Source organism: uncultured Oribacterium sp. (assembly GCF_902481605.1).
In the GTDB taxonomy this organism is placed as follows: Bacteria; Bacillota; Clostridia; order Lachnospirales; family Lachnospiraceae; genus Oribacterium; species Oribacterium sinus.
Genome location: NZ_CABSXI010000001.1, coordinates 1 through 13,483 on the forward strand (window position 1 = coordinate 1; position 13,483 = coordinate 13,483).

Sequence of the window (13,483 nt, forward strand, 5' to 3'; positions counted from 1 at the left end):
ATCACATTTCTCCGTGGTGCCGGCACTGGCTGTTTTTTGGATTTCCATAACGACTCCTTTCGACCTTCCATCCCTTCGGGGAATCTGCATTGTTCAAGTACTATACATCTTTTCGTGAAATTATGCTATTCTTCGCTGCATAGTATAGACCTCTTGAAGAAAGAAGGGTGTGATTTTCTTGTGAAAAATATCAGATGATTACTTTTACTAAGATAAAATGAATTAAAATTAGAAAGAGTATTTTAATGATGCATTCATCGATACAAAATATTAGGAAGATGTCATCTATAGCTTATAGATGAACTATAGAAGATAAATAAGTGTATGGAATACAGAGGAATAATAAGATAAAATACTTGAGTAGGACTATTTTTTAGAACTTTGTAGGATTATTTTTTATGTTTTTTGAGATTAGAGAGAATGCTGTTGGTTCAAGATTTTTTTCAAGGGATATAATAATTTGCCTACAGTATAGCACAAAAGGAATCGGGCGAAGAGAATTTCGCAGATGATTTAGTTTGAAATTACATAGTTTCGGGAGGATAGAATGTTAGAAGGGTTAAAGAAGTTTTTTACCGGGAAAGACGAGTCTAAATCTGAAAATCAAAGGAATAGCGGAAATGGAGTCGATTCTGAGAAGCATAGCAATGACAATGTAGAGCAGCAAGAAAACTATGACAGAGCTGAGCAAACCCGTTTTACGCTGATGGCAGAAAGCTATGCAGCTGTAGAGGGAGATTGTTTTTCTGTAGAGGGCCAACTCTTTGGAAAGGCCAAAGAAGGGGAGAAGGTTTATGCTCTACATCGTGATGGAAATATCTCTCATCTAACGATTATGAAGATAGAAGAAAGTACGACATTTGCGGAGCAGGTAAAAAAAGAGGAACAAGAGGAAACACCGGAAACCCAAGGGCAGAGAAGGGTAAAGCTCTTCTTCTCTCGAAAAGAGGCTCTTTCTCCCGACTGGAAATATGCTGTAATCACAGATATTCCCTATCAGATTGAAGCAAATGTAAACCAGGCGGTGGAGAATCCCTATCTTTTGGGATTAAGTTGCGTATTTTTTGAAAGACAAGGAGAGGGAGAGTTTCTGAATCTCTTTTTTAGAGAGTTGGTGCGGAGTCATTACCTGGTGGTGATAGAGACAGAGGGAGGCCTGCCAAAGGGAGAGAAGGATGGAACTGTGACACTAAAGGCAGGGATGAAGATTACCATCCCTCATGTTACCATGGACCGGGGAGAATCAGCCCTTCCGGTATTTACGGATTGGTTTGCGTTAGGCGCTATGGATCAGCAAATGGGGGTTATGAATCAGCAGATGGGGGCAGGATGGAAAAGAGAAACCATGATTGCCGGTTTCCCTCAAATTGTGTCCATGCTTACTAAGGGAGAAGGCTTTGTTATTAACCCTTATGGCCCGCAGCTCTTCTATGTAAGCCCGGAGCTTATCCATAACCTGATGAGTTCCCCGGGATACCAAAGTGAATTTGGGGAAGCGAAAGTACAGTCTGTGGAAGTGAAGAAAGATGCGGAGGTTTTACTGGGATATCCAAAGGAGAATGAAGAAGTGGAAGCCTTGCATAGGAGACTTATATCCTTTGCCAAGGCACATCCGGATATTGCCATGCTGGATATGCTTTTAAAAAGGGACGAGACAGGGACAAGCTCCTATCTGATTATTGTGGACATGCCGGAGGAGCATTGCCATGAACGCTTTAAGGAAATTTATGAAAGCTGTCGGGATCTTTTGCATAGAATACCCTATATGGATTTTGTGACGCTGCAAAGAGGAGATTTTGCAAAGGGTGTAAGAACTGAGGCTCCGCTTTATCTAAGGGATTAGGTATTTGCTAAAATAATCAAAAGTCTTAGAAATACTTTAATAGTTTTGGGAAGACTTAACAGCCGAAAGAACGATGGGAAGAATAGGAGTGAATTGTAAAGTATGAAAACCAAAGAAGAAGCCATTGCATTCGGTCTATCCTTTCCGGATAGCTATGCGGATCATCCATTCCCTACGGCGGATTGGGAGCTGATTCGTTTTCAGGAAAATAAAAAAGCTTTTCTGCTTATCTACGAAAGAAATGGTTTAGTGAATCTTAATGTAAAGGTGCATCCGGAATGGAGAGACTTTTGGAGAAGAGTTTATCCTGCGGTACAGCCTGCCTATCACCAGAATAAAGAGCATTGGAATAGTATCATTTTAGACGGCAGTATTCCGGAGGAAGAGCTGAAAAGAATGATATCAGAAAGCTATGCTCTTATTTCCGATTCCCCCACAAAACGAATTTACGAGGCAGTGAAGAAGATTCCTAAAGGCAGGGTGGCTACCTATGCGGAAGTTGCCGAGATGGCCGGGAATAAAAAGATGTCCCGTGCTGTGGGAAATGCCCTGCATAAGAATCCGGATCCGGAGAATATTCCTTGTTTTCGTGTGGTGAATTCCAAGGGGGAGCTTGCTCCTGCATTTGCCTTCGGCGGAGAGGATGAGCAGAGAAAACGCCTGGAGGAAGATGGAGTGGAAGTAAATGACGGAAAAGTGGATTTGAAGAAGTTTGGCATAGGAAAAGATAAAGTGTAAATAAAGATAGAAACGAAAACAGAGAAGTAGATGGAGTAAAGTATCCTTTTTCAGTAGAAGGAAAGATATATCGGAAATGCAGGAATCAGCACAAACTGAGTATCAGGAAAATCAAATTATCCTTCATGTGGACATGGACGCCTTTTACGCCTCCGTGGAAATGCGGGACAATCCGGCTCTGAAAGATAAGCCATTGATTATCGGGGCAAAGCCAACGGAGCGGGGCGTAGTGGCAACCTGCAACTATGAAGCGAGAAAATATGGCGTTCGTTCCGCCATGAACAGTAAGGAAGCCTTTCGGCTTTGCCCGAAGGCTGTTTTTCTGTATCCGGATTTTGAGAAGTATAAGGCGGTGTCAGAGGAACTCCATGACATTCTGGAAAGCTATACCAAGCAAGTGGAATACATTGCCTTGGATGAGGGCTATCTTGATTTAACGGAGGTGGCCAAGGATTTTTCTGAAGCGGAAAAAATCGGACGAGATATTCAAAGACGGGTAAAGGAAGAGCTGAAGCTGACCTGCTCTGTAGGGATTGCCTACGGAAAAACGGCGGCAAAGACCGCCAGCGAAGAGAAAAAGCCCAATGGCTTCTTTATGATTCAAAGAAGAGAAGACTATGTAGAGCTTTTGCGAGACAGAGACGTACGGGCACTTTTTACGGTAGGAGAGAAAACAGCGGAAAAGCTCTATTCCTTTGGGATTTATACCGTGAAAGATTTACAGGAAAAAGAAAAGGAAGTGCTTCGTCTTCTAGGAAATCAGGGGAAGATGCTTTTGGAGCTCTCCTACGGCATCGACCATCGGAGGGTAGTGCCCTATCGTCCGGAAGACACCCAAAGTATCAGTAAAGAAATGACTTTTCAGGGGGACGTGACAGACTATTCCTTTTTGGATGATGTGCTGTTTCTTTTATCCTTTCGTGTGGAAAATCGGGCGAAGCGATACGGGCTCTATGCAAGAGGCGTTTCTTTGAAAATCACTTTCGCAGATATGAAAACCATTACCCGTTCCGCTCTCATTTCGGAAAGTACCCAAAGCGCATTTTCCTTATATAAAAATGCCTCTGCTCTCTTACAGCAGATTCCCAAGCGAAGGGTGCGATTAATCGGGGAAGGCTTTTATCATTTGGAGGAAAATGAAGGAAGACAGCTTAGCTTTGCCGACATTTTCACGGAAGAAAAAGAACGGGAAGAAAGAGAAATGGAAGAACGCTGGAAGAAGATGGAAGATCGTTATGGAAACTTGTTTCAGGATCGAAAGGCAATGATTCTTTCCGGAGACAGGGTGTATGATTTGATTGAGGAGATGCGCATTTATGGAAAAAACTAGAATAGAAAGAGCAATAGACTATATTACAGCGTTATTTCAGGGAAATGGGGATGGGCATGATCTTTCCCACAGCCTGCGAGTATATAAAAATGCGATGTCGATTGCTAAAGCGGAAGGACAGGGAGAAGAGGAAATGATTGCTCTTTCTGCCCTTCTGCATGACTGCGATGATCATAAGCTTTTCCATACGGAAAATAATGCCAATACCAGAAGATTTTTGGAGCAGGAGGGACTTTCTGAAGAGAGAATTGAGGCAATTTGTAGGAATATCAATTCCGTTTCTTTCAGTAAAAACAGAGGGAAAGTGCCGAAAAGTATAGAGGGAAAAATTGTACAGGATGCAGACCGACTGGAAGCTATAGGTGCTGTCGGTATTGCCCGCTGCTTTCAGTTTGGTGGAAGCCACGGTAGAAGCTTGGAGAATTCTATAGAGCATTTTTATGACAAGCTTTTACTCATTTCCAAGGAATTAAATACCTCTGCAGCAAGGAAAATGGTGGAGAAAAGAGATAAGCTAATGCAGGATTTTCTCAAGGAATGGGGAGAGGAAATGAATTAAACATTGAAACTGTAAAATAGTTTAATTTTCCAGCTCATTTCTTAAATAATTCCGAGTGAGTTCCAAGACGGTAGAGTATGAGGACAAGAACGTCATTTTGAATTTCGTATACTAACAACCAATCCGGTTCAATATGACATTCTCTTGTACCCTTATACTTACCGGATAGGTCATGGTCTCGATATTTTGCCCCTAATATGCCGCCTTCTGCTAGAATATTTACTACATCGAAGAGTTTATTTAAATCTTTATTCTGTTTTTTAGCGAGTTTAAAATCTTTCTTAAACTGGTTAGTGAACTTGACTTCGTATTTCATACTTCCAAAGCCGCTTTGAGATCATCCATGGTTTTATAGGATTTTACGCTACTATCTAAGGCAATACGGCGTCCTTCCTCGATAGAAGTAGCCGTCTCTTCATTTGGAGTATCCAGTTTTAAAGAAAAAGGAATCCCGTTTTCGCGGATAGTTGTTCTAAGGAACATATTGATGGCGGTAGTCATATTCAGTCCCAGCTCGGAAAATATTTGATCCGCCTGCTCTTTAATATCCTTATCGGTTCTGATGTTTAAATTTGTTGTTGCCATGCAAAGTACCTCCAATCAGATATTTCTAAATTGCTTTTTCGCTTATTGACTTTATGATAGGATACATCAAAATTCGTTTGTTATCAATACATTGTCATTATAAAATGAAGTAACCAGTTCATCTAAGTTTCTTCGACCATAAAGAATACGAAGTATATAGATTAATTTCGTTTACTTCAGTAAGAATTTCTCCTTTAATTTGCGCATGGTCTCGGCTCCGTCTTCGGTATTTCCCTCTTTTAGATCCTTCAGTCCTTCTAAAACAGCTTTTGATTCAGCTATCTTTTGTAAGGTTTTCTTATAATACTCAATATTCATAAGCACAAGCCCTCGTAACTGTTTTGCAAATCTTCCCTATTCTTCCTTGTTTTCCGTAAATGGTCAATAACCTGTCATCCTATAATGCTCTCTTTCAGAGATAAATATTCAATTTATAATCTATTGTTCTAACAGTCCCTTTTTGAATAAATCCTAACAGCCAAAAAATAAGATATTAAAAACGCAGCAATAGATAATACTAAATTCCCTATTGCAAATATCATAAGTTGCATATCTGTCGGTTTTTCAATCAAAATATTTATTACAGCTATTAGACCTACCATAAGAGCTACAGAGATGATTAAACTAATAATACTCATAGCTTCAGTTCTATCATTTGAGTCGAAGTAAGAAATAGGCAAGAAAATCGCATTCATTATTAAACTGATTCCTATTGCAGATGAAAATAACAAGGCTACATCTATATATCGGTAAAATGCAAATCCATAAATCACAAATGATGTTAGAAATAGTATAACAGAAAGCATACTGCCAATTAAAATTGTAATTCCTTGCGTCGCAAATACGCTCTTTACTATTTCGCATCTCTTTACCGGTAAGGATAAAATATACTGATTCCACTTGCCATTATTGTTTCTCCTTAAGCCAATTGAACTGATAAAAGGAAAACCTATAACAGAAAGACATAGAAAAGCAAATAAAGGCATTTCCTCCCCACCACTAAAAATCAGTATTGAAACTCCGGTCAAAAATATAAATATAAGTAATATCTTTAGGTTGGATACTATTTTATAATAATGATTTCTAATCAATCCTGGCATTTCGTTCTCCTTTCGCTAACAGCAACATTATTTCATCTAATGATACGCTGTCTATTATTAAATTTTTATATTTTTTCTCCATCAATTTCTTGTTTTTTATCAACACATCAATCTGATAATCTTTTTTCATACTTGATAATATATCTTCCGGTAAAATATTATAAAAATCGTTTTCTGAACAACGGATAACTCCATATTCATATATCAATTCATCTTTTGTTTTATTCAAAATAATTTCACCATTATGAATAAAAACAATATAATCAGCTATTTTTTCCAAATCGCTTGTAATATGTGAAGATAGCAAAATGGAGTGGTTCTCTTGTTTTACAAATTCAAGAAGCACATCAAGAATTTCATCTCTCATAATAGGATCAAGACCACTTGTTGCCTCATCCAAAATAAGCAATTTTGAATCATGTGAAAGTGCCACAGCAATCGCAAGCTTCATACTCATTCCACGAGAGTAGCTTTTTATTTTTTGAGATTCAGGCAATCCAAAACGCCTAAGAAATTGTTCAAAACAAAAATCATCCCATTTACTATAAATTCTCCCTAAAATGTCAGCCAATTGCTTTGCCGTCAAATATTCCGGAAAATTATTGCTATCATATACAACTCCAATATTCTCTCTGATGTCTATATCTTCATCAGTCATTTCTCTTCCAAATATCTCAATAGTACCACTATCTCTTCTAATCACATTTAGAATACAATTCATAGTCGTTGATTTTCCGGCTCCGTTCTCACCGATAAATCCTACTATGCTTCCCTCAGGTATCGAAAAAGAAATATCTTTGATGGCAAAATTTGACTTTTCATATTTTTTATTCACATTTTTTAGTATTAAAGTACTATTCATCAACTTATTCCTCCAAGTATAAAATTTTTAATATATCAATCATTTTCTCAAGAGGCATAGCATTTTCTTTTGCAGCTTCAATAGCCAATTGCATATATTCTTCTATCCGTTTCTGCTGTTGTTCTTTATAGAATTCTTTGTTTCTTGCCAATACATAAGTGCCTCTACCTATTTCAGTTTCTATAAATCCATCTCTCTGCAATTCTTCATATGCTCTTTGAACTGTAATAACACTTACATGAATTGATTTGGCTAATGATCGCATTGAAGGAAGACTATCTCCGGCAAGCAATTCTTCGCTCATAATCATATTTTTTATCTGAGAAACTATTTGTTCATATATTGGTTTATCGCGATTGTTACTTATGATAATGTTCAAAATTTTCCCCTCTCCTCAAAACTGTACTTATTGTATATGCACAATATTATAGAATTGTGATTGTTTTGTCAATAAACTTCTATCATTCATTTTTTCTTAGAGTAAAATTTTAGTTGGCAAAAAAATACTAAGGTCAGGAGCTGTATGATAGAGTTGCCAATGATTATTTGACAGTAATGAAACTTCACCGCATAGAAACAAGTGTTTAGTCTTGTTGCTTTGTAATTGTGTTCATTCTGTTAAGTGTGTAGATTCTGTTAAACTTTTTATGATGTTGTTGAATATTATTTATACCGATGTTAGATTGTGCGTACATCGGATGGCTGGACCATCTTCACAGGGCAGTTTGCTCTTTTCCTTAATGAGTAGGAGGAATCTTATGAAAGCACATGAAATTTTGAACAATCCCTTTTTAAACAAGGGGACGGCATTTACCATGGAGGAACGTGAGAAATTAGGACTGATCGGACTTTTGCCTCCCCACGTGCAGACTATTGAAGAGCAGGCGGCACAGACCTATGCTCAGATGGAAAAGAAGGAGAATGACCTGGAAAAGCGTCTCTTCCTCATGCAGATTTTCAACACCAATCGTACTCTTTTCTACTATCTTTTTTCCAAGCACTTGGCAGAATTTAATCCTATTGTTTATGATCCCACGGTTTCGTTAACCATTGAGGGCTATAGTGATCTTTTTGTGGATCCTCAGTATGCGGCTTATCTGGACATTAACCATCCGGAAAATATTGAAAAGACCTTGAAAAATGCCGCAGGAGACAGGGAAATCCGTCTCATTGTGGTAACCGATGCAGAAGCTATTCTCGGAATAGGGGACTGGGGCACCAATGGTGTGGATATTTCCGTAGGAAAGCTGATGGTATACAGCGGTGCCGCAGGAATTGATCCGGCCTGTGTTCTCCCCTTGGTTATCGATGCGGGTACCAACAGGGAAGAGCTTCGAAACAATCCCAACTACTTGGGAAATCGTCACGAGCGTGTCAGAGGAGATCGTTACTATGACTTTATTGACCAATTTGTAGAGACCGCTGAGCGTCTTTTCCCCAAACTCTATCTTCACTGGGAGGACTTCGGCCGTGGAAACGCTGCGAATATTCTGGAAAAATATCGTACCAAGATCCCAACTTTTAATGATGATATTCAAGGAACAGGAATCGTAACCTTAGGCGGAGTATTTGGGGCAATGGCCATCAGCGGACAGAAGCTTAGGGATCAGGTTTATCTTTGTTTTGGTGGGGGTACGGCAGGAGCCGGTATTGCCTCCCGCGTACATAGAGAAATGGTGAGAGAGGGCTTATCTGAGGAAGAGGCTTACCGGCGTTTCTTTATGGTGGATAAGCAGGGACTACTCTTTGATGATATGGAGGATTTAACGCCCCAGCAGAAACCCTTTGCGAAGAAACGTTCCGATTTCCCGAATGCAGACAAATTAACGGACTTGGCAGAGGTAGTAAGAACGGTAAAGGCGACGATTCTTGTAGGTACCTCTACACAGCCAAATACCTTTACCAAGGAAGTTGTGGAAGCGATGTGTCAGAACACTGCGCGCCCCTGCATTTTCCCCTTGTCCAATCCGACAGAACTGGCAGAGGCAACGGCGGAAGACCTGATTACCTGGTCAGACGGAAAGGCCTTCGTAGCAACCGGTATTCCGGCAGACCCTGTTTCTTATAAGGGTGTGGAGTATATCATTGGGCAGGCAAATAACGCCCTGATTTATCCCGGACTGGGCCTTGGGATGCTGGCTTCGGAAGCAAGTCTCTTAACCGATGAAATGATTGCGGCAGCAGCAGATTCCTTGTCCGGTATTACCGATATCACAAAGCCCGGTGCACCGGTGCTTCCTCCCTTTAAGTATGTGGGCGAGGTTTCCATTAAGGTAGCGGAAGCGGTGGCAAAGAAGGCAAAGGAGCAGGGACTTGCCCGTGCAAAAGAGCAGGATATGGAAAAGGCGGTAAGGGACTTAAAGTGGTATCCGGAATATAAATAAAGGAGGAGATAATGACGGTATTTCTCACCTCGATACAAAGCATTATTCCGATTATCGTGATTATCGCTCTCGGCTACATTTTGCAGATAAAAGGCTGGTTTTCGGAGAGCTTCGGACCGAATCTGTCCCGGCTTATTATGAATGTAGCTTTACCGGTTTCCATTTTTGTCTCGGTATTAAAGTATCTTACCGTAGATAAGCTTATCAGCCTTTCGGGAGGCTTGCTTTACACCTTTGGAGCCTTTGCTTTAACTTATATTTTCGGCTTTTTGGCGGTAAAGCTATGTGGAGTTCGTGCCGGAAGACGGGGAACCATGATTAATACCTTTGTAAATGCCAACACTATTTTCATTGGGCTTCCCTTAAACATTGCTCTTTTTGGGGAAGAGGCTCTACCCTATTTCCTGATTTATTATATTACCAATACGATTTCCACCTGGACCTTGGGCGTTTATATCATGACCTCGGACAGTGTGGGAGGAAAAAAGAAAGAGGGGACAAAGTTTGACTGGAAGAAGCTTTTACCGGCTCCTCTTGTGGGCTTTCTGATTGCTTTGGTATTTTTACTTTTAGGAATTTCAGTGCCCGCATTTGCTGAAAATACTTTGACCTATATCGGGAATATTGTAACACCCTTGTCTTTGATTTACATTGGAATTATTCTTGCAAAGGCGGGGCTTAAGAGCATTCACTTAGATAAAGACACTGTAGTTGCGGTGGTGGGGCGTTTTATTCTTGCCCCCGCCATCATGTATGCTTTACTTTTCTTTACAGGAAGAGGACTGCCAACAAAGGAATTCAATACCTTTGTGATTCAGTCGGCTACACCGGCTCTTGCGGTTCTGCCCATTTTGGCCAGCCAAGGAGACGGAGATGTAGAGTTTTCCACCAATGTGGTGACCATCAGTACCGTGCTTTTTATTCTCGTTGTGCCGATTCTTATGACTTTGTTGGGCTAAGCGTTTCAATCATATATTGAGAAGCTGAGGATTTTTAGCATGAAAAAGCCTATATAGGAGGCAGTAAAAAAAGAGCGGTTTCCGCTCTTTTTTTGTGTTTGTGTTCCTGAACAAGAACTTGAAAATATTGAAGCATAAACATAGAATTTTTTTGTATGAGATATCCTGTTAAAAGGATGAACATAAAAATATACATAGGTATACACATAACTATATAAACATAACTATATACACATAGGAGAGGAGCTTTCTTTGCGAGATTTCTTGAAAAAATATGCTTTGGTACTTTTGATTGGCGGAATTTTTGAAGCGGTGGCGGTGAGTCTTTGGCTTACGAAGCAGAATCTTTTTTATCTTTTCAACTTTAGCTATATCGGAATCTCACTATCTTTGGGGATTTTTCTGCTCGGAAGAAAATATCCCTATGCCCGCCGTATTGTACAGCTTCTGGTGGGACTCTATATGCTTGTTTATTTAGGGCTTATCAACCGGGAAAATATGCAAATTGAGGGCTTTTGGTACTATTTGTTTACCGGTGTTTTCGAAGCGGCCACGATTCATTACGCCGTGGCAAAAATCTTCGGGCCACTGATTTTTGGAAGGGGCTTCTGCGGTTATGCCTGTTGGACTGCCATGGTTTTGGATTTTCTACCATATAAAACCAGAGTGCTTCCCCGGAAAAGTATCGGCTGGATTCGCTATCTGACTTTTGCCCTATCTTTTCTCTTTGTTTCCGCCTTGTTTCTTCTGAAGGTGGGGAATCTGGAAAGGATTATGTTCTGGGCCTTCCTAATAGGCAATCTCGCCTATTATCTTGTGGGGATTGCTCTGGCCTTTCTTTTCAAGGATAATCGGGCTTTCTGCAAATATATCTGCCCGGTTACCGTATTCCTTAAGCCAATGAGTTATTTTTCACTGGTACGGATTCGTTGTGATGAGACGAAATGCATTTCCTGCGGAAAATGCAAGAAGGTCTGTCCCATGGATGTGGAAATGACGGATAATTCCAGGAAGAGAAAAAATGGGACGGATTGCATCCTATGCATGGAATGTGTAAAGGTCTGCCCGAAGAGGGCACTGTAAGGGGCCTTATCTGTATTGGATTCTAGTTATCTTCATTCAGCAGAGGAAAACGCAATATCGTAATATGCAAAAGTATGTTATTGCATATTACGATATTGCGTTTTATAATATTCCTAACGAGTATCGTCTACGTGTGATGTACGGTTTTAGTCCAAAGTGTGCGGTTTTAAGGTCATAGTGCACGGTTTTTGGTTCATGGAAAGATGAAATCTATGATATCTGATTCGTTATGCGTATCAAGTATATATGCGATATTTCTTTGCCAGGAGGTGAATTTATGCGCTTTATAGGAAGAGCATTCGAACTAAGAGAATTAGAAGTAGAATACGAGAAAGGCACTTTCGCTTTATCGGTTATTTACGGGAGAAGACGAGTAGGGAAAACTTACCTGATTAAAGAATTTTTAAAAAGAAAAAGAGGCTATTATTTTGTGGCATTGGAATCCAATGCGCTTATTAACCTGAGTCTTTTGTCACAAGCGATCTATGAAGCTTGCGGGAATCTAAAGGGGCTTCCCGATTTTCAGGATTTTGAGGCGGCCCTTCGCTATTTATTTGCCTACGGAGAAGAGCATAGAATCGTTTTTGTCATCGATGAGTATCCCTATTTAGCCCAAAGTGCGGAGCATATTTCCTCCCTGCTACAAAAACTGATTGATGAGTATAGGGAAAAGAGCAGGCTTTTCCTGATTTTGTGCGGCTCATCCATGAGTTTTATGGAAAATCAGGTACTGGGCTACAAAAGTCCGCTTTACGGACGTCGAACCAGCCAGTTAAAGGTTCAGCCCTTTGGCTATTTGGAAGCGGCAGAGTTTGTCCCTTCCTATAGTTATAGAGATAAGGCAATTGTCTATGGAATCACCGGGGGAATTGCGGAATACTTAAGCTTCTTTGATGAAAATGTAGATTTAAAAACCAACATTATTCGTAATTTTCTGAAGCCTAACGGAAGGCTGTTTGAAGAGCCTGATAATCTCTTAAAGCAGGAGTTGAGACAACCCAAGCTTTACAATGATATTCTTTTTGTAATTTCGGCAGGGGCAAGCAAGTTAAATGAAATGGCAACGAAATTGAATATGCAAAGCGGGGGACTAAGTCATTATCTGAATTCTTTATTGGAGCTTGGAATCATTGAGAAGAAAACACCGGTTTTAGACCGTAAAAGTAAGCGCCCTATTTATCGGATCAAGGATACGATGTTTCGCTTTTGGTACTGTTTTGTGCAGAAGAATTTAAACTTACTCAATATGGATTTGGGAGAGCTTGTATACGAGAAGCAGATCAAGCCAAAACTCAATGAATATATGGGGGCTGTATTTGAACAGATTGTCATAGAGTATTTTGAACAAAGGCTGAAAAAAGGAAAGTTGGACTTCCTACCGGAAGATTATGGGAACTGGTGGGGAACAGACAAAATCAGAAAAAAGGAATCTGAAATTGATTTACTTGCTTTTGATGGCAAGGACAGCTATTTATTTGCTGAGGTAAAGTGGAGAAATCAAAAAACAGATGCGGCCATTTACCAAGAATTATTGGAAAAAGCAAAGGCATTTCCGGCGAAGAATAAAAGCTATTGGCTGGTCAGTCTTTCCGGATTTGAAGACTTTCCTGTTGAGAAGAATACGGAGCGAATCACTTTAGAGCAAATTTATGAGATAGGACGACGAAGTATTGACCCCTTCTATTCAGAAAGCAATATGCGTTCGCTGAAAAAATCCATAAAGGAATTGTGTGAGGGCAAGGGAAAAGCGCATGAGCTTATAGAGGTAGAGGATGAGATAAGAATACAAGGGGATAAGCAATGACTTCGATTAATATTACCAAGGCAAGAGCAAAGCTTAATCAGATTGTTTCAGAAGTAAATGAATTTTCTCAGCCAATTACGATTATCAATAATAGAGGTAAAAATGCGGTGTTGATTGGAGAGGAGGATTGGAAAGCCATTCAGGAAACGTTGTACTTGAATAGTATTCCGGGGCTGAGCCAAAGTATTTTGGCGTCAAAGGAAGAAGAAAATTCCGATCAACCTTCTTTTCAATGA

The 13,483-nt window shown here is 40.0% G+C and carries 14 protein-coding genes; 9 read left to right on the top strand and 5 right to left on the bottom strand.

The features are described from left to right. Positions 1-547 precede the first annotated feature (547 nt). The 4 genes from RDQ32_RS00005 to RDQ32_RS00020 all read left to right on the top strand — a co-directional run bounded on the left by RDQ32_RS00005 (position 548) and on the right by RDQ32_RS00020 (position 4,470). A complete protein-coding gene (locus RDQ32_RS00005; RefSeq protein ID WP_308578518.1) occupies positions 548-1,843 on the top strand; it encodes an enhanced serine sensitivity protein SseB C-terminal domain-containing protein in 1,296 nt (431 codons plus the stop codon). Positions 1,844-1,945: 102 nt separating this feature from the next. After that, positions 1,946-2,581 carry a methylated-DNA--[protein]-cysteine S-methyltransferase gene (locus tag RDQ32_RS00010; protein WP_308578520.1) on the top strand — a complete coding sequence of 212 codons (636 nt, stop codon included), beginning with the start codon at positions 1,946-1,948 and terminating at the stop codon, positions 2,579-2,581. A 76-nt stretch (positions 2,582-2,657) separates the two neighbouring features. Next, a complete protein-coding gene (gene dinB / locus RDQ32_RS00015; RefSeq protein WP_308578522.1) occupies positions 2,658-3,911 on the top strand; it encodes a DNA polymerase IV in 1,254 nt (417 codons plus the stop codon). Further along, positions 3,898-4,470: an HD domain-containing protein gene (locus tag RDQ32_RS00020; protein ID WP_308578524.1), complete on the top strand. Its 573-nt coding sequence runs from the start codon at positions 3,898-3,900 to the stop codon at positions 4,468-4,470. The genes dinB and RDQ32_RS00020 overlap by 14 nt, the downstream gene beginning before the upstream one ends. A 34-nt stretch (positions 4,471-4,504) precedes the next feature. On the opposite strand, the gene RDQ32_RS00025 is transcribed toward RDQ32_RS00020, so the two are convergent. The 5 genes from RDQ32_RS00025 to RDQ32_RS00045 form a co-directional block, all read right to left on the bottom strand. After that, on the bottom strand, positions 4,505-4,786 hold the full coding sequence (locus RDQ32_RS00025; RefSeq protein ID WP_308578526.1) for a type II toxin-antitoxin system YafQ family toxin: 282 nt from the start codon (positions 4,784-4,786) through the stop codon (positions 4,505-4,507). Then, positions 4,783-5,055, bottom strand: coding sequence for a type II toxin-antitoxin system RelB/DinJ family antitoxin (locus RDQ32_RS00030; RefSeq protein WP_308578528.1), 273 nt, complete (start codon positions 5,053-5,055; stop codon positions 4,783-4,785). The genes RDQ32_RS00025 and RDQ32_RS00030 overlap by 4 nt, the downstream gene beginning before the upstream one ends. Positions 5,056-5,501: 446 nt before the next feature. Then, positions 5,502-6,155 carry an ABC-2 transporter permease gene (locus RDQ32_RS00035; RefSeq protein WP_308578530.1) on the bottom strand — a complete coding sequence of 218 codons (654 nt, stop codon included), beginning with the start codon at positions 6,153-6,155 and terminating at the stop codon, positions 5,502-5,504. Then, positions 6,139-7,017, bottom strand: a complete 879-nt coding sequence (locus tag RDQ32_RS00040) for an ABC transporter ATP-binding protein (protein WP_308578531.1) — start codon at positions 7,015-7,017, stop codon at positions 6,139-6,141. The genes RDQ32_RS00035 and RDQ32_RS00040 overlap by 17 nt, the downstream gene beginning before the upstream one ends. A gap of 4 nt (positions 7,018-7,021) precedes the next feature. After that, on the bottom strand, positions 7,022-7,396 hold the full coding sequence (locus RDQ32_RS00045; RefSeq protein WP_308578533.1) for a GntR family transcriptional regulator: 375 nt from the start codon (positions 7,394-7,396) through the stop codon (positions 7,022-7,024). Between the two features lie 379 nt (positions 7,397-7,775). Here RDQ32_RS00045 and RDQ32_RS00050 point away from each other — a divergent pair, with 379 nt between their 5' ends. From RDQ32_RS00050 to RDQ32_RS00070, 5 genes are all read left to right on the top strand, one after another. Continuing rightward, on the top strand, positions 7,776-9,401 hold the full coding sequence (locus RDQ32_RS00050) for a malolactic enzyme (RefSeq protein WP_308578535.1): 1,626 nt from the start codon (positions 7,776-7,778) through the stop codon (positions 9,399-9,401). A gap of 11 nt (positions 9,402-9,412) precedes the next feature. Then, on the top strand, positions 9,413-10,360 hold the full coding sequence (locus tag RDQ32_RS00055; RefSeq protein WP_308578536.1) for an AEC family transporter: 948 nt from the start codon (positions 9,413-9,415) through the stop codon (positions 10,358-10,360). Between the two features lie 252 nt (positions 10,361-10,612). Next, on the top strand, positions 10,613-11,443 hold the full coding sequence (locus RDQ32_RS00060) for a 4Fe-4S dicluster domain-containing protein (protein WP_308578538.1): 831 nt from the start codon (positions 10,613-10,615) through the stop codon (positions 11,441-11,443). A gap of 277 nt (positions 11,444-11,720) precedes the next feature. Further along, positions 11,721-13,247, top strand: coding sequence for an ATP-binding protein (locus tag RDQ32_RS00065; RefSeq protein WP_308578540.1), 1,527 nt, complete (start codon positions 11,721-11,723; stop codon positions 13,245-13,247). Beyond that, positions 13,244-13,483: a type II toxin-antitoxin system Phd/YefM family antitoxin gene (locus RDQ32_RS00070; RefSeq protein ID WP_308578542.1), complete on the top strand. Its 240-nt coding sequence runs from the start codon at positions 13,244-13,246 to the stop codon at positions 13,481-13,483. Before RDQ32_RS00065 ends, RDQ32_RS00070 begins: the two co-directional genes overlap by 4 nt.